This is a genomic window from Ruegeria sp. BHSC223, from assembly GCF_059613025.1.
Genome location: NZ_JBXWRR010000007.1, coordinates 74312 through 91439, shown reverse-complemented (window position 1 = coordinate 91439; position 17128 = coordinate 74312). Strand labels below are relative to the sequence as shown.

Here is a 17128-nt window from a genome sequence, read left to right as displayed (position 1 = left end):
GCATGGGCAATTTCCCCAACAAAAGCTGGACAGACCGGGCGGCGATGCGTATCCCTGCCCCAGATGCTTTAGGCTTAAAATATCCATGTGAGGACTCATGACCGACTTTGCCGCCACCAAGGCCATGTTCGACCTGCCCCAGGGGGTGCTCTATCTCGACGGCAATTCGCTGGGACCGCTGCCGCGGGCCGCGGCCGCGCGGGTACAGCAGGCGGTGACCGACGAATGGGGCCAGATGCTGATCACCGGTTGGAACAAGGCCGGATGGATGGCGCAGCCCAGCGAGCTGGGAGACCGCATCGGTCGGCTGATCGGCGCCGAACCGGGCCATGTGGTCACCGGCGATACCCTGTCGATCAAGGTCTATCAGGCGGTTGCCTCGGCGCTGGAACTGAACCCGGACCGCAAGGTGGTGCTGTCGGACAACGGCAACTTTCCCACCGACCTTTACATGGTCGAAGGGCTGCTGCGCTCGATGGGTCCGGGATACGAGCTGCGCGTGGTCGCCCCCGAAGCGGTCGAGGCGGCGATCACCGACGAAATCGCAGTGCTGATGCTGACCGAGGTCGATTACCGCACCGGGCGCAAGCATGACATGGCGGCGCTGACAGCACGCGCCCATGCGGCGGGCGCGTTGACGGTCTGGGATCTGGCCCATTCCGCCGGGGCGCTGCCGGTTGATCTGGCCGGATGCGGCGCCGATTTCGCGGTGGGTTGCACTTATAAATACCTCAACGGCGGCCCCGGCGCGCCCGCCTTCATCTATGTCGCCCCCCGCCATGCGGAACAGGTGCGTCCGGCGCTGTCGGGCTGGCTGGGCCATCAGGCGCCCTTTGCCTTTGACCTCGATTATCGCCCCGGCGCCGGGATCGAGCGGATGCGGGTCGGCACCCCGCCGGTGATCCAGATGGCGGCGCTGTCTGCGGCACTGGATGTCTGGGACATGGCCGATATGGCCGACGTGCGCGCCAAATCCATCGAACTGACCGAGATGTTCATCGCCGGGGTCGAGGCCACCTGCCCCGATCTGGAACTGGCCAGCCCGCGCGACCCCGCCCAGCGCGGCAGTCAGGTCTCGTTCCGCTTTGCCGATGGCTATGCCGCCATGCAGGCGCTGATCGCGCGCGGCGTGATCGGCGATTTCCGGGCGCCCGATATCATGCGGTTCGGCTTTACCCCGCTGTTCATCGACGCGGATGATGTAAAGGCCGCCGTGGCGATCATCGCCGATGTGATGCAGAACCGGCTGTGGGACAAACCGGAATACAAGACCCGCGCCCGTGTGACCTGAGCGCGGATTACCCGCGCATCAGCCCGGCGCCGAGGATCTGCGCCAGTTGCGCGATGCGGGTCTGATAGGTCGCAAAATCGGGGGTCGTCATCTTGACCCCTTTCAGCGCGGCGGCGATGGTCGCCGCCACCTCTGGCGCCGGCCCCGACAGCATGACCCGCCCGGCGGTCGCCTCGCGCGTCAGCCAGTCGGCATAAAGCGCGCAAAGCCCGGCCTCGCCCGCTTCGACGATATCGGGCGCGGTCGAGCTGCCGGCATCCAGCAACTCCACCCCATGCGGGGAGTCGAGCAAGGCCATCACCTTTTGCCCATGGGCGGCAAAGGCACGTTCCAGCACCTCGGGCACAGCGCCGCCCGCGCCCAGCGCATCGGCCACCGCCTCGGCGGTCAGGTCATAGCAATACTGGACCACGGCGCGAAAAATCGCCTCTTTGTTCTTGTAATACAGATAGACCGCTGGCCGCGACATGCGGGCGCCGCGGGCTATGTCGTCCATCGAGGTCTTGCGGAACCCATAGGCGGCAAAGACCTGCCAGGCAGAGTCGAGGATCGCTTGTTGCTTGGGGTCGATAACGTCGTCTTTCATGTCCGACCTCTGACAGTTTTTCGCGATTTTGTCAATTGACACTCTGACAAATAGCGCTAATTTTGTCAGAGGCTCATCTGACAGCCATCAGCACAGCAAAGCGAGGACCACCATGGCCACTTCCCTGACCGTCAACGGAGAAACGCATCGGGTCGACCTGCCCGACGATGTCCCGCTCTTGTGGGTGCTGCGCGACGAGATCGGACTGACCGGTACCAAATTCGGCTGTGGTGTCGCCGCCTGTGGCGCCTGCACCGTGCATATCGACGGCGAGGCGGTGCGCAGTTGCCAGGTGTCGCTGGGCGATGTCTGGGGCCAGGTCACCACGATCGAAGGCACCGGCACGCCCGAGGCACTCTCGATCCTGCAACAGGCCTGGGTCGAGCATCAGGTGGCGCAATGCGGCTATTGCCAGTCGGGCCAGATCATGCAGGCCGCCGCGCTGCTGGCGGAAAACCCCGCCCCCAGCGACGCCGAAATCGACGACGCGATGCAGGGCAACCTGTGCCGCTGCGGAACATATCCACGCATTCGCGCCGCCATTCACTCGGCCGCCGACAAACTGAAGGAGGCCTGATCCATGGCAAGTATCGGCAAGATCGTCCGCCGCACCTTTCTGATCGGCTCCGCCGCCATTGTCGGCGGCGTGGCCTTTGGCGCCTATTACGTCTCGCGCCCCGCCCCCAATCCGCTGAAGCCCGGCCCGGGCGAGGCGGCGCTCAACCCCTTTGTGCTGATCGACCAGCAGGGCGTCACGCTGTTTGCCCCGCGCGCCGAGATGGGTCAGGGGGTGATGACCACCTGGGCCGCGCTGATCGCCGAAGAGCTGGACGTGATCCCCGATCAGGTGCGGGTGCTGCACGGCCCGGCGGCAGCGGCCTATTACAACAGCGCCCTGATGGGCGACGCGCTGCCCGGCAAGGGTTATGACACCTCGAATTTCCAACACAGCCTGGGCGAGGCGCTGGGGGTGATCGGCAAGGTGCTGAGCCTTCAGGTGACCGGTGGCTCGACCTCGATGAAGGACGGGTTCGTGCGCATGCGCGAGGCCGGCGCCAGCGCCCGCGAGACCCTGAAACAGGCCGCTGCCAACCGGCTGGGCGTGGCGCGCGATACCTTGCGGACCGAGGCGGGCGCGGTGATCGCCCCCGATGGCAGTCGCATCCCCTATCCTGACCTTGCAGAAGAGGCCGCCAAGCTCGACCCGGTCGAGGTCGCGCTGCGCGACCCGTCCGAATGGCGCTATCTGGGCCGCAGCCTGCCCCGGCTCGACATGGTGGCCAAATCCACAGGCACCGCCGAATTCGGGGTCGATGTGCGCCTTCCAGGGATGAAATTCGCCAGCGTGCGGATGAACCCCAATCTGGGCGGCGGCATGAAAGGTTTTGACGACAGCGCCGCCCGCGCCATGCCCGGGGTGGAACAGGTGGTCGATCTGGGCACCGGCGTCGCGGTCATTGCGTCCAACACCTGGCTGGCGATGCAGGCGGTCGAGGCGATCGCGGTCGAGTGGGAAACGGCGCCCTATCCGCCCGAAACCGACGCCATCTTTGCTCAGATTGCCCGCGCCTTTGACGACAGCCCCAACTCGACCATGCGCGACGACGGCGATGTCACCACCCTGCCCGAGGGCGCGACGGTGATCGAGGCCGAGTACAGCGCCCCCTATCTGGCCCATGCCACGATGGAGCCGATGAACGGCACCGCGCTTTTCACCGGCGACCGGGTGGAATTCTGGGGCGGCAACCAGGCGCCGACGATCATCCAGAGCAAGATCGCCGAGACCGCGGGCCTCGAGACCGAGGCGGTCGAGGTGCACACCACCTATCTGGGTGGCGGTTTTGGCCGCCGGGCCGAGTTCGATTTCGGCGTGATCGCCACCCGCGTCGCGATGGCCTTGCCCGGCGTGCCGGTGCAGACCACCTGGAGCCGTGAAGAGGACATGCGCCACGATTTCTACCGCCCCGGCGCGCTGGCCCGGATGCGCGGCGCGGTCAAGGATGGCAAGGCAGTGATGATCGACGGGCGCCTGGCCACGCAATCGCCCTCGCGCCAGGCGATGCAGCGGGTCACGGGGATGCCCGGCGCCGGCCCCGACAAGGTGCTGGTCGAGGGGTTCTTCAACCAACCCTATGCGGTACCCAATTACCGGATCAGCGGCCATATCGCCGAACTGGCGGTTCCCGTCGGCTTCTGGCGTTCGGTCGGGAACAGCCATAACGGGTTTTTCCACGAGACCTTTGTCGACGAGATGGCCCATGCGGCCGGGCGCGACCCGCTGGAGTTCCGGCTGGAGCTGATGCGCGCCGAACACGCGCCTTCGGCCGGGTGCCTGGAGGCGGTGCGCGAGATGTCGGGCTGGACCGGCAAGACACCCGAGGGTGTCGGGCGCGGCGTTGCCTTTACCTATAGTTTCGGCACCTCGGTCGCGCAGGTGATCGAAGTGGTCGACGAAGACGGCACCATCCGCATCGCGCGCGCCTGGATCGCCTGCGATATCGGTCTGGCACTCGACCCCGAAACGGTCAAGGCGCAGATGTTCGGCGGCATGGTCTATGGCCTGTCGGCGGCGGCCCATGGCAAGATCACCTTTGCCGGCGGCGCGGTGGAACAGGGCAATTTCCCCGATTACGACGCCCTGCGCATGCACAACACGCCGCTGGTCGAGGTTCGCGTTCTGGAAACAAACCGCCATATGGGCGGCGCGGGCGAACCCGGCACGCCCCCCGCGATGCCCGCCCTGGGCAATGCCTTGTTCGATCTGACCGGCAAACGTGTGCGCAGCATGCCCTTTGCCGAGCATTTCAACCTGCTGGTCTGACCCTGCACCTCGCCCGTATCCGGTCGGATACGGGCGAAACTCACCACAATTTTACCCAAATTTGTTTCCAGATCGGACAAAATCCGACCCCGGATTTGCCACGCCCCCTCTCTATTCCTGACCGTGGCGGCAAAGGTTTCGACCCAGCCGCAGCATGAACAAGGAACAGGCGGTCCCAGGCCGCGATTGAGGTGAACCCATGCCCAGCGGCTATCTCGTCACGCTCGGAGTCGATCAGGACCTGTCGCTTGCCGCCAGCATCGGCGGCGCGCTGGTCAATTTCACCACCGCCCAGTTGATCGGTTCTGGAGAATGGGCCTGGTCGGGAACCTTTGGCAGCACCACCTACAACAACGAACTGGAAACCGGCCAGTATTACCTGGCCACGGACGGGAACCTGTACTTCGTGCCCGACCTGGGACCGGTCGGCACATTGTCCGGCGCCGAGGCAGTGGCAGCCCCCTATTTCTCGCCATTCAACAAGGTTCAGGGCACGACCAACGACGACCTGATCGACGATACTTATGTCGGTAGCAACGGCAACTCGGTCGACAGCGGTGAGGGTACCGGCCCTGACGGCAATGGCGATCAGGTCTTTGCCTCCAAGGGTAACGACACCGTCGATGCGGGCCTCGGGAACGATATCGTCTATGGTGGCAGCGGCGATGATGACATCCAGGGCGGCGACGGCGATGACCTGCTGTATGGTGACGGTCAGGCTGGCAGCACCGAATCCCTGAACTGGTTCGCCGAAGGCACCGACGGCACCGACCTTTCGGCCGGTTTCACGCAGTCGACCGGGCGTATGAACGTATCGGTCAGCTTTACCGATGATGGTAATAACAACCCGGTCTTCGAGGTCGATACCGGTGAGGAAAGCTATGTCCGCAGCGGCGAGACGCAGTCCGAGTTCTCTTCTCTCTATCTTGCCGGACAAGGCCGCGGAGCAACCTCAACGACCCGGATAGAGTTTGCAGCCCGTACCGATTTCGATGTCGAAAACGAAGTCGAGAACGTGATGTTCCGCATCAACGATATTGACTGGGCCAACCGCAATCACCGCGATATTCTCGAGGTCAATGCATATGACGCCAACGGCAATCCGGTTGCCGTCACCCTTACCCCTACCGGCGCGGGCACCAGCCCCGACACTGTCTCGGGCAATACGATTACTGCCGGGAGCCAGTCCGACAGCGCCCTGGACGAATCCGGGTCCGTCCTCGTCGAGATTACCGGACCGGTTCAAGCGATCGAGATCGTCTACTCAAACACACTCAACGGAACTCAGGCCGTTTGGGTCAGTGACGTCTACTTCGACACGCGCGTCCCACAGGACGGCAACGACACGATCGACGGCGGCAGCGGCGATGACACGCTTTCGGGCCAGGGTGGTGACGATCTTCTGCTTGGCAATACCGGTTCCGATCAGGTGTTCGGCGGCGATGGCAACGATACCATCGAAGCCGCACAAGGAGACGCAGCCGAAGGCGGTGCGGGCGATGACCTTTTCATCCTCACCGAGCTTGGCGAAGCGGGCAGCGGCACCATCTCGATCATCGGGAACGAGGAGGACGAGATCAATGGCGACACGCTCGACCTTGGAGGCGTCGCCGACCGTAACACCCTGAACCTGACCACCAACCTCCCCGGCGAACTGGCCGGCACGGTTGAACTGACCGACGGCACGCTGGTCACCTTCTCGAACATCGAGAATATCATCTGCTTTACTCCCGGAACGCTGATCGCCACCGCCCATGGCCCGCGCGCGATCGAAACGCTGCGTCCGGGCGACCTGATCGTCACCCGCGACAACGGCCTGCAACCGCTGCGCTGGGTCGGCAGCCGCGCCGTGGCCGCCAAGGGCAAACACGCCCCGATCCAACTGAACCCGACCCTGTTGCAGGGCGCCAGCGCCCCCCTGCTGGTGTCGCCCCAGCACCGGATGCTGTGGACGGGATCGCGGGCCCAGATGTATTTCGGCGAGAGCGAGGTTCTGGTGGCCGCAACCCACCTGCTGAGCAGCCCGGCAGCACGCCGGATCGAAGGTGGCAACGTCACCTATATGCATCTGATGCTGGACCGGCACGAGGTGATCTATGCCAACGATGCCGCGACCGAGAGCTTCTTTCCCGGCGACGAGGGTCTGGACGCACTCAGCGACCGGTCCCGGCAGGAAGTGTTCGACCTGTTCCCCGAACTCCGCAGCCACGCCAGCGCCTTTGGCGATACCGCGCGGCTCTGCCTCAAGGCGCATGAGGCGCGCATTCTGGCGGCGTAAGCGGTGATGCGCTGCCTAATCCGGTAAACAAGGATCAGAGCAGCAGCCAAGCGCAGAGCAAGCACACTGCAAGCTTCGCAAACGGGCCGAAGCTGCCGTCCGACCGTGGTTGCCGTTGCTGCGGGTGCCGCTCGTGAGAGAAGCCATCCGCTCCGGCGGCAAGGTGCAACAGCACTTGCAGGTTGGCAACGCGCCAAGGGCATACAAATCGACTTGGCGTCAAAGGCCCGATGGCCAGCAAATCTTCAACCTCACGCGGGCTCAGCGCAAACCGATGGTTCGCCCAGACTGCATGGCCGATAATCGAGCGTGGGAAACCGATTTCCATGAAGCTGGAGAGATCAGACAGATTCAGCAAGGCTCGCCGCCATGACCGAACGAAAGTGCCGACAACCTGACGATACCTACCAAGCTACAGGTATTGGCACCTCTGGACTTCTTGGTGCCTCTGGCGGGCGGAATGCTCGGGTGCTGTCGCGCGCCATACAAGCGCGGCGAGCCAATGACGTTCCTATGGGGCTGCGCCCCTGAATGCCGGGCGTTCAGGTTTCGCTGTCCCTGGCTGCAAAATGTTCTGAAACGGCCTCAGCTGTCTGCAAGTCGAGAAGGTCGGCCCTGTCGGCAAGGACCTCGGCATAGTAGGGAATGTTCAATAGCCGTTCTTCCCTTGGCTCAGACACCTGCATCGCATTGTAGCCGGTCTGATGGAAATAGGTGACATAGGCTCGAACCTGGGCGGCCCGACCAGTGAATCCCATTGCCAGAAATACCTGATGCAGTTGCTGTATCCTGAGCGTCTCGATTTCTTTCAGTACTTCGGCCGTCCGCTTTGAGCTATGTGCCCAGTCCCGGATCGCGTTGTCATATTGGGGTATGTATTCTTCCTCTTTCAGCAGCACGCCCACATAGGCGAGGTACTGCTCCCAACCGTCATCGCCTGCGGCCTCGATCGCTCTCGTGAACGGTGCGGTATTGCGTTGTGCCCAGTCCTGCCGCACGTCTTCCAGAAGCTCTTCGAGATTGGCGAATTGCCAGTAGAAGGCCCCGGTTGTTGCGCCCAACTCTTCTGCAAGTTGGCGCAGGCTGATACCGGCGATGCCCTTTTCTATCAGCATCTTGCGCGCAGCCGCGATCCAGCTTGCCTTGTCTAGGTTCCTGTCTTTCCTCGGTTTTCGCTCCGCCATGCCAGCTCCTGTTGCCGGACATGGGGGCGCCCGGAAAAATTTATTGACTCACCTACAGGACATAACGCATGTTACGCAATATACGTAACACCTGTTATGTAGAAGCGCCGTAGAACAACCCAACAAGGAGGATTGAGATGTTTCGAAGCTTTTTTTCGGCTGTCGTGTTCGGAACCGCGCTGGCCGCAACGGCCGCCTCGGCGGAAATCGAACTGAAGTTTGCCACCGATTCCGGGGACCGCGAATCTCCGTCGGGCGTCGCTCTTGCCGCCTGGGCGAATGCCGTGAAGGAAGGGTCCAACGGTGAGATCGACGTCAAGATCTTCTACCAGAATGAACTCGGCGGCCAGCTTGAGGTGTTCGATCTGTTCGTCGCCGGCGAAGTCAATGCCATGATTTCATGGCCTTCGACCTCATATGACAAGCGGATCGGTATTCTGAACACCCCATACATGGTCACCTCTTGGGAAGAGGCGCTGGACGCCTACAAGCCCGGCGGCTGGGCCAATGGCGTGCTGAACACGGTGTTCAACGACATCGGGCTGAAGTATTTCGGCGCCTGGCCCGAAGGTTTCAGCGGTGTCGCAACCCGCGGCGCCTATGCCACCGATGTCGCCGGTGCCGCGAACATCAAGGTGCGGACGCCGCCGCTGTTCCCCTTCCCGCAGATTCTGGAATCGATGGGCTACCAGACCGCCGCGATCGACTGGGGCGAAGTATACACCTCGATCCAGACCGGTGTGGTCGACGGTGACGCAGGCAACGTGATCTACTGGGACTACGAATATTTCCGCGACGTGCTGGACTACTATGTCCGCACGAAACACACCTTTGTCACCGGAAACCTGCTGGTCAACCTCGAGACCTACGAGGGCCTCTCGGACGAACACAAGAAGCTGATCGAAGACGCCGCTGTCGCCGTCATGGAGGCGCGTTTCAAGGCCGCCCGTGACGAAGACCAGCACTATGTCGATCTGGCCGTCCAGTCGGGCATGGAATATTTCGAACTCACGGACGAGCAGATTGCGCCGCTCGCCGAGAAGGTTCGTGCCGAAGTCTGGCCGCAAATGGAACCCGATGTCGGCAAGGACATCATGGACCTGATCCGCGCCCAGGTGAACTGACCTGCACCGTGGCCGGGATCTGACGGTTCCGGCCGCCCTCCTATCAAACATGCTGCGAACCGGGAGAAACGCGACATGGTCGACCTTCTCAGAAAGCTCGATGCCGGGCTGATCGGCATTCTCAACCTCATCGTGATTGTGACAAGTCTCGCGATCACCGGGCTGATCCTGTTTCTAGTTCTCGCCCGTTTCGTGCTTGGCTGGTCGGTCGTGGGCGTGCTGGAGCTCGCCACCCTTTCGGCAATGTGGCTTTACATGTGCGGCGCCGTCGTCGCGGCCCGCAACCACGAACATCTGGTGGTCGATTTCCTTGCCCTGTCTTTGAAAACTCCAAAGCACAAGGCCCTGCACACATTCGCCGTATCCCTTATCATGGTCGTGCTCAGCCTGTTCTTTCTGAGCCTGGCCAATGACATGGTCGCCTGGTCGATCAAGCGGCCGCAAACAACCGCCGCTCTCAGCATTCCCCTCATCGTTCCACAGTCTGCGGTCGTCCTCGCTGCCGTGCTCTGTGCTGTCTATGCCGTCCGGGACGCCATCGTCGCCGCTGCTGCCGTTTTTGGCAAAACCGATCAAGAAACAGGAGAGGTCTGAACCATGGAAGCTCTTTTTGGTATCTTGCTTCTGATGGCCCTGATGATCTTCGGGGTACCGGTTGCATGGTCTTTCGCGGGCGTCCTGATGTTTCTGGTTTGGGCCTATGATGTCAGCACGTCGACATTGCTTTTGCAGGGGTTCCGGTCGCTCGACTCGGTTATCCTGCTGGCGCTGCCGCTGTTCGTTCTGGCCGGCTATCTGATGCAAAGCGGCGGGGTTGCCGCACGTCTGATCAGCTTCATGTCCATGGCGATGCGGGGCCGAAAGGGTGGCTTGGGTGCAGCCCTGATCGGATCCTCCGGAGTATTCGGTGCGATTTCAGGAACGGCGACCGCCGCCGTTGCCTCGATCGGCACCATCATGGGCGATCCGCTGGCCGCTCGCGGCTATCCCCGCGGTTACACCAGCGCCCTGCTTGGCGTGTCCTCGCTTCTGGGCATCCTGATCCCGCCGTCGATCACGCTCATCCTTTTCGGTGTCGTCACACGTCAGTCCATCACCGCCCTCTTCGCGGCGACGATCGTGCCAGGTCTGCTGCTGATGTTTGGCCTGATGCTCTTCAACAAGATCGTGACCGCACGCATGCTGGTCGACACGCCCGAACGCATGGCGGCGATTTCGGCACAGAAATCACCCCATGGCCCGCTGCGCGCCACGCTTCAGGCCCTTCCGGCCCTGATGATGCCGGTGGTCATTCTGGGCGGCATCTATGGCGGCGTGTTCACCCCGACCGAGGCCGCAGCGGTTGCCTTGTTCATGGCGATCCTGATCGGGTTCTTCATCTACCGCGATCTTACCTTGTCGCGCTTCCGTCAAAGCCTGGTCGAGGCCGGCGAAACGACGGGCACGATCATTCTTATCCTGCTGTTTTCCTTCATGATCGGACGCATCATGGTGGCCGAAAGCGTGCCGCAGGAACTGACCGAAGCCGTCACGCACCTGACAGAGAACAAGATCCTGATCCTGCTCTTGGTCAACGCCTTCCTGATCTTCGTCGGAATGATCATGGACGACCTGTCGGTGACCGTGGTGATCGCGCCGCTGATGATGCCCCTGATGGTTCATCATGGCGTCGACCCGGTCCACTATGCCTCTATCGTGGCCTGTTCGGTCGTGATCGGTGCCAACAGCCCGCCGGTCGCCCCGATCCTTTACATGGCCTGCCGCATCGGCAAGGTTTCTATTCATGAAGCGGTCAAGCCAGCCTTGCAAATCATCTTCTACGTGGCACTTCCCGTGATGCTTCTGGTTACGTTTTTCCCGGAGCTGTCGCTTTTTGTCCCGCGACTGTTGGGCTTGCACTGAGAACAGAGAACCAAAATGCCACTGCTCACTCTTGCCCTTTTTCAAGCTCGCCCAGCGTTTCGTTCCGCTGACGATGCTCTCACCGATCTAGATCTGGCAATGTCGCGTGCCGCAGCAGCAGGCGCCGGCATGCTGATCACACCAGAGTTGTACCTTTCAGGCTATGGCTCTGCTGGCGCCGTGCGAGCAACGGCCCAGGTTCAGGGATCGCAATTTCTACGCGCTGCCGGACAGCTTGCGGCACGGCATCGCGTCGGGCTGGTTCTCGGATACCCGGAACAAAGCGGCTGCGCGCTCTATAACAGCGCCGCCGTCTTTGACCGGGCCGGGCACCTGATCAGCAACTATCGCAAGGTGGCGTTGCCGAACGACTTCGAAAGGGACTGTTTCACGCCGGGGGCCGGACCGGAAGCGTTCGACTTTGAAGGCATCCGCTGTTCGGTTCTGATCTGCTATGACATCGAATTCCCTGAACTGGCGCGGCGGGCTGCGCTGTTGGGAACTGAACTCTTGCTCGTGCCGACAGCGCTTCGGGCCAAGTGGCGCTTTGTCTCGGATGCCATCGTGCCGTCGCGGGCGTATGAAAACGCCATGTTCATCGGCTATTGCGATTTCGCGGCCGACGAAGCCAATTCACAATTCAGTGGAACCAGTTCGATCTGCGCCCCGGATGGCCAGCACCTTTGCCGCGCGTCCGGCCGGGAGGACATGGTGTTGGCGACAATCGACACCTCCGCCGTTCATCTGCGCAAGTCCGACTTCGACTTCTTGCAGGATCTAGAGCGGTTTGACCTCGCAACACCGCCGTTCTCGAAGATCGCTTGAACACCCGGCTAGATAGAAAGCATCGCGATGGCCTATGCAAGCCACACTCCGGTAATTCCGCCACTTGACCGACCGTCCGGCTGGCGCCCGGCAGATGAAATCGTCCCCATCAACGAAGTTTCCGAGATCGGCGCCAACTATGACTGGCTCATCGTTGGCGCTGGCATCACCGGGCTGTCCGCGGCGCATCGTCTGGGTGAACTGGTGCCGCAGGACCGCGTTCTGCTCGTCGATGCGCGCCCGGTCGGCTGGGGGGCATCGGGGCGAAACTCTGGTTTTCTTCTCGATCTGCCGCACAAGTTCGACCTGGATCACCCCGATGCCACGAGGCTTCGCAAGATCATGGCTCTGAACCGCAGCGCGATTTCGGTGCTTGGGGAGCAGACCGAGCGCTTGGGAATCGATTGCGACTGGTCGCCCGTCGGCAAGCTGCAAGGTGCGGTACGTGAGCGCGGAACGGGCATGATGCGCAAGTTCTGCGCGGCGCTGGACAAGATTGGCGAACCTTACGAGGTTCTCGACCGGCAAGGATGCGCTGCCATCATGGGAACGGAATACTACGCTGGCGCCGTCTTTACCCCCGGCGCTGTGCTGGTGGACCCTTTCCTGCTGGTCAGAGGATTGGCGCGGCAGCTGCCCGAAAACGTGACCCTGCGCGACGATGCGGCAGTCGTCGAGTTTTCGGAAAAGGCCGGGGGATTTGCGGTCAAGCTGCGTTTGGCCGATGGGAGCACAGTCTCCGTTTCGACCAATAAGGTCATTCTCGGGACCGACCCCTACACGCCGGAATTCGGCTATATGAAAGACCGGATTCTGCCAACGATCACCTATGCAAGCATCACGCGGGCGCTCACTCCAGCCGAGCGCAAGCGCTACACCGGCAAGATGAACTGGGGACTGACCCCGGCCGATGCGGGTGGAACCACGCTCAGGATGACATCGGACGGGCGGCTCCTGATCCGTAACCACTATGGCTTTGCCCCGAACTACAAGGCGTCTTCGCGCGACCTCGGCAAGGTGGCCGAAGCGCACCGGCAGGGGCTCGACAACCGGTTCCCGGCCTTGGCCAACGTCCCGATCACCTCGACCTGGGGCGGGGTCGTCAGCCTGTCGCGGAACCATGCGACATTCTTCGGCGAAATGGCTCCAGGGGTCTATTCGGCGAACTGTTACAATGGTGTCGGCATGACGCGCGGCACCAGCTCGGGTCGTCTTCTGGTCGATCTCGCGCTCGGGAGATCCTCGCAGACGCTCGAAGACATCATCGCCGTCAGTGGCCGGCCTTCGACGATTCCACCGGATCCATTCCGTTCGCTCGGTGTCAGCGGACGCATGAAACTGGTCGAGTGGGAAAGCCGCTCCGAAATCTGAGATTCGGCAAATCTGAAAGAAAACGAAATGAAGGCAGTCCGTCACAAGATTGGTCCGCGCATGAGTCAGGCCGTGCGCGCGGGCGACATGGTATACTTCGCCGGGCAGATTCCCGATGATCGGACGGCCGACATCATGGGACAAACTGCCGAAACTCTGGGCAAGATTGACGCGCTGTTGGCCGAGATGGGCGGCACCAAGTCCGACCTCGTCTCAGTTCAGATCTGGCTGAGCGACATGACGGATTTTGCAGGGATGAACATCGTCTGGGAGTCTTGGGTAGACTCGGAAAACCCGCCAGCCAGAGCAACAGCAGGAGTCGCGCTGGCCAGCCCGGGTGTACGTGTAGAGATTATAGCGATCGCTCACATCCAGACGGGCGCAGAAACCGCTGGCACTGATGGTCCAACAATGTCCGCATCCTCAGATACGCGGTGACCAGTTCGCACCAACGGCAAACGGCTGCTCCGCGCCCCGAACGACAATTTGCAGGAGCAGGTGCGGGCTTGCAGCCGTTGTTGGACAACCTTGTATCGCCCCAAACGCCCATGTGCCCGCCAGGTGGCTTCCAGTTGCGCGGGTTGCCGTCAGGTGAAAAACTCTAGCCCGTTTTCTGCAAAACGGGCCCGGTTCCGCGCGCGGCCCAGGCGCGCACGGCGTCGCCGAAGGCGGTGAACAGCGGCCGCGAGACCGGATCGCTGGCCGCGTCCCATTCGGGATGCCATTGCACCGACAGGGTAAAGCCCGGCGCGTCGCGCACATAGATCGCCTCGGGAGTACCGTCCGGGGCATGACCGTCGATCTCGATGCGGGCACCCGCGGTCTTGATCCCCTGCCCGTGCAGCGTGTTGGTCATTACCTCGCGGGCGCCGAAAACACGGTGGAACACGCCGCCTTCGGTCACGCTGACGATATGGCGCAGGGCGAACTTCTCTTCCAGCGTGCCATCCGGCGGCATCCGGTGGTTCATCCGGCCCGGCAGGTCGCGGATCTCGGGGTAGAGCGTGCCGCCCATCGCCACGTTCACCTCTTGAAAGCCGCGGCAGATGCCCAGAAAGGGCTGGCCCCGCTCGACACAGGCGCGCACCAGCGGCAGGGTGATGGCATCGCGGGCACGGTCGAATTCGCCATGCGCGGCGGTTTCGCTCTCGCCATATTCCTCGGGATGAACATTGGGGCGACCGCCGGTCAGCAGGAACCCGTCGCAGACCTCAAGCAGTTCGGAAACCGAAACATAACGCGGATCGGCCGGGATCAGCAGCGGCAGACAGCCCGAGACATTGGCCACCGCGTCCGAATTCATCGTCCCGCCCGCATGGGTCGGATACTGATCGTTCAGCAGATACGAGTTGCCGATGATCCCTACGACTGGCCGCGTCATCCCGTCCCCTTGCGCTTGCCCCTTTCGACGCAGCCTAGCCGCGCCTCACAAGCGCTGCAACAGCGGCCGCATCGCAGCAAGCGCGCAGGCGCGTGTTCACTTGCGCACACAGGGGCGTGACCGGCTTGGCGGGATCAGGCGCCAAGGCTGGCCTTCAGTTCCAACCGCCGGGCATGCAGAACCGGCTCGGTATAGCCCGAGGGCTGCACCCGCCCCTTGAACACCAGATCGCAGGCCGCCTGGAAGGCGATGCCGTCGAACCCCGGCGCCATCGGGCGATAGGCCGGGTCGTCCGCGTTCTGATCATCGACCACCGCCGCCATCTTGCGCATGGCCGCCATCACCTCCTGCGCGTCCACCACGCCATGATGCAGCCAGTTGGCGATATGCTGCGCCGAGATGCGGCAGGTGGCGCGGTCCTCCATCAGGCCCACGTTGTTGATATCCGGCACCTTGGAGCAACCAACGCCCTGATCGACCCAGCGCACGACATAGCCGAGAATGCCCTGCGCGTTGTTCTCGACCTCGCGGCGGATCTGATCGGACGACCATTTGCGGAAGCTGGCCAGAGGGATTTCCAGGATCCCGTCCACATGCGCCCGCCGTCCGCCCGCGCGCAGCGCGGCCTGTACCGCGAACACGTCGACCTTGTGATAATGCAGCGCATGCAGGGTGGCCGCCGTCGGGCTGGGCACCCAGGCGCAATTGGCGCCTGCCTTGGGATGCTCGATCTTGGTCTCGATCATGGCCGCCATCCGGTCCGGCATCGCCCACATGCCCTTGCCGATCTGCGCCTTGCCCGAGAGGCCGCATTCCAGACCGATATCGACATTCAGGTTCTCATAGGCGGTGATCCAGGATTTGCGCTTGATGAAATCCTTACGGCTGAACGGCCCCGCCTCCATCGAGGTATGGATTTCGTCGCCGGTCCGGTCGAGGAACCCGGTGTTGATGAAGCAGACCCGCGATCTGGCGGCACGGATACATTCCTTGAGGTTGACGCTGGTGCGCCGCTCTTCGTCCATGATGCCGATCTTGACCGTGTTGCGCGGGAGGCCAAGAATATCCTCGACCATGTCAAAGGTCCGGACGGCAAAAGCCACCTCTTCCGGCCCGTGCATCTTGGGCTTGACCACATAGACCGAGCCGGCAAGCGAATTGCCGCCCGCCCGGTTCAGGTCATGCATCGCGATGGCGACGGTGACCAGCGCGTCCATTAAGCCTTCGAAGATTTCCGCCCCATCCGCATCCAGCACCGCCGGGTTGGTCATCAGGTGACCGACATTGCGCACCAGCATCAGCGCCCGGCCCTTGACGCTCATCGCGCTGCCATCGGGGGCAAGATAGTCCAGATCGCCGGCCAGCGCGCGGGTGAAGGTGGCACCACCCTTGGTCACCTCCTCGCTCAGGTCACCACGCATCAGGCCCAGCCAGTTGCCATAGGCCAACACCTTGTCCTCGGCGTCGACACAGGCCACCGAATCCTCGCAATCCATGATCGCCGAGACCGCGCTTTCCAGCCGCACATCGGCCAGACCCGCCTGATCGTGGCAGCCCACCGGATGGGTGCGGTCAAAGACCAGCTCCACATGCAACCCGTTGTTGCGCAAGAGCACCGCGTCGGGCGCCTTGGGGTGACCGCGATAGCCTGCGAATTTTGCCGGGTCGATCAGCGGCTGACCATCGACCAGCAACGCGCCTTCACGGATGTGATAGCGGCGGGCATCGGCATGGCTGACGCCCTGTACCGGAAACGCCTCGTCCAGAAAGACACGCGCGCGCGCCACCACACGGGCACCACGACCCCGGTCGTAGCCACCCGCCGGTATCGGCCCGGCCATGGCGTCGGTGCCATAAAGCGCATCATACAGGCTGCCCCAGCGGGCATTGGCGGCGTTGAGCGCGTAGCGGGCATTGGTGATCGGCACAACCAGCTGCGGCCCCGGCACCGATGCGATTTCAGGGTCGGTATCGGCCGTTTCGATCTCGAAGGCCGCGCCTTCGGGCAGCAGATAACCGATCTGGGCCAGAAACGCCTTGTACGCTTCGTGATCATGCGGCCGGTCGCGATGGGCGACATGCCAGGCGTCGATCTGCTCCTGAAGCGCCTCGCGCCGCGCCAGCAATGCGCGGTTTACCGGTGCCAGTTCGGCCACCATCCGCGCCATCCCGGCCCAGAAATCGGCGGGTTCCACCCCGGTACCGGGCAAGGCGCGCGTCTCGATGAAATCCGCCAGTTCCCCGGCGACTTTCAGCCCGTTCCGTTCCACTCTGCCGCTCATCATCGCGCCTCCGCCTTGCCGCCTGTGTACAATCGCATACTCCAGTTATCGCGAATGCAGCGGTCAAACAACAAAATGGCACG

Annotated in this window: 15 protein-coding genes; 10 read left to right on the top strand and 5 right to left on the bottom strand. The window is 62.7% G+C overall.

Annotated features, from left to right (window positions below):
* Window positions 1–97: 97 nt before the first annotated feature.
* Window positions 98–1291, top strand: coding sequence for a kynureninase (kynU, locus tag AC2FNY_RS12890; protein ID WP_496802707.1), 1194 nt, complete (start codon window positions 98–100; stop codon window positions 1289–1291).
* A 7-nt stretch (window positions 1292–1298) separates the two neighbouring features.
* Here kynU and AC2FNY_RS12885 read toward each other — a convergent pair whose 3' ends face one another.
* The gene (locus tag AC2FNY_RS12885; RefSeq protein ID WP_496802706.1) at window positions 1299–1877 is read right to left on the bottom strand and encodes a TetR/AcrR family transcriptional regulator; all 579 of its coding nucleotides are present in this window, start codon (window positions 1875–1877) and stop codon (window positions 1299–1301) included.
* A gap of 112 nt (window positions 1878–1989) precedes the next feature.
* Here AC2FNY_RS12885 and AC2FNY_RS12880 point away from each other — a divergent pair, with 112 nt between their 5' ends.
* The 3 genes from AC2FNY_RS12880 to AC2FNY_RS12870 all read left to right on the top strand — a co-directional run bounded on the left by AC2FNY_RS12880 (window position 1990) and on the right by AC2FNY_RS12870 (window position 6976).
* Window positions 1990–2454: a (2Fe-2S)-binding protein gene (locus AC2FNY_RS12880; protein WP_496802705.1), complete on the top strand. Its 465-nt coding sequence runs from the start codon at window positions 1990–1992 to the stop codon at window positions 2452–2454.
* A gap of 3 nt (window positions 2455–2457) precedes the next feature.
* Window positions 2458–4698 (top strand): xanthine dehydrogenase family protein molybdopterin-binding subunit, encoded by a 2241-nt coding sequence (locus tag AC2FNY_RS12875; protein ID WP_496802704.1) that lies wholly within the window; start codon window positions 2458–2460, stop codon window positions 4696–4698.
* A 199-nt stretch (window positions 4699–4897) separates the two neighbouring features.
* Window positions 4898–6976: a Hint domain-containing protein gene (locus AC2FNY_RS12870; RefSeq protein WP_496802703.1), complete on the top strand. Its 2079-nt coding sequence runs from the start codon at window positions 4898–4900 to the stop codon at window positions 6974–6976.
* Window positions 6977–7010: 34 nt separating this feature from the next.
* Here the strand turns inward: AC2FNY_RS12870 and AC2FNY_RS12865 are convergent, their stop codons facing one another.
* Together AC2FNY_RS12865 and AC2FNY_RS12860 are read right to left on the bottom strand one after the other, a co-directional pair.
* Window positions 7011–7334, bottom strand: coding sequence for a hypothetical protein (locus AC2FNY_RS12865; RefSeq protein ID WP_496802766.1), 324 nt, complete (start codon window positions 7332–7334; stop codon window positions 7011–7013).
* 184 nt (window positions 7335–7518) lie between these two features.
* Entirely contained in the window at window positions 7519–8160 is a 642-nt protein-coding gene (locus tag AC2FNY_RS12860) for a TetR/AcrR family transcriptional regulator (RefSeq protein WP_234138924.1), read from the bottom strand.
* 137 nt (window positions 8161–8297) lie between these two features.
* Here AC2FNY_RS12860 and dctP point away from each other — a divergent pair, with 137 nt between their 5' ends.
* The 6 genes from dctP to AC2FNY_RS12830 all read left to right on the top strand — a co-directional run bounded on the left by dctP (window position 8298) and on the right by AC2FNY_RS12830 (window position 13820).
* Complete coding sequence (dctP, locus tag AC2FNY_RS12855) at window positions 8298–9284, top strand: TRAP transporter substrate-binding protein DctP (protein ID WP_234138923.1); 987 nt, start codon at window positions 8298–8300, stop codon at window positions 9282–9284.
* A 75-nt stretch (window positions 9285–9359) separates the two neighbouring features.
* Window positions 9360–9878: a TRAP transporter small permease gene (locus AC2FNY_RS12850; RefSeq protein ID WP_496802702.1), complete on the top strand. Its 519-nt coding sequence runs from the start codon at window positions 9360–9362 to the stop codon at window positions 9876–9878.
* 3 nt (window positions 9879–9881) lie between these two features.
* Complete coding sequence (locus AC2FNY_RS12845; RefSeq protein ID WP_234138921.1) at window positions 9882–11186, top strand: TRAP transporter large permease; 1305 nt, start codon at window positions 9882–9884, stop codon at window positions 11184–11186.
* A 15-nt stretch (window positions 11187–11201) separates the two neighbouring features.
* Window positions 11202–12011, top strand: coding sequence for a nitrilase-related carbon-nitrogen hydrolase (locus AC2FNY_RS12840; RefSeq protein WP_496802701.1), 810 nt, complete (start codon window positions 11202–11204; stop codon window positions 12009–12011).
* 27 nt (window positions 12012–12038) lie between these two features.
* Complete coding sequence (locus AC2FNY_RS12835) at window positions 12039–13382, top strand: NAD(P)/FAD-dependent oxidoreductase (RefSeq protein WP_496802700.1); 1344 nt, start codon at window positions 12039–12041, stop codon at window positions 13380–13382.
* Between the two features lie 27 nt (window positions 13383–13409).
* Window positions 13410–13820 carry a RidA family protein gene (locus AC2FNY_RS12830; protein WP_234138918.1) on the top strand — a complete coding sequence of 137 codons (411 nt, stop codon included), beginning with the start codon at window positions 13410–13412 and terminating at the stop codon, window positions 13818–13820.
* A 163-nt stretch (window positions 13821–13983) separates the two neighbouring features.
* Here AC2FNY_RS12830 and AC2FNY_RS12825 read toward each other — a convergent pair whose 3' ends face one another.
* Window positions 13984–14763, bottom strand: coding sequence for a gamma-glutamyl-gamma-aminobutyrate hydrolase family protein (locus tag AC2FNY_RS12825; protein WP_234138917.1), 780 nt, complete (start codon window positions 14761–14763; stop codon window positions 13984–13986).
* A 134-nt stretch (window positions 14764–14897) separates the two neighbouring features.
* On the bottom strand, window positions 14898–17045 hold the full coding sequence (locus tag AC2FNY_RS12820; RefSeq protein WP_496802699.1) for a malate synthase G: 2148 nt from the start codon (window positions 17043–17045) through the stop codon (window positions 14898–14900).
* Window positions 17046–17128: the final 83 nt, after the last annotated feature.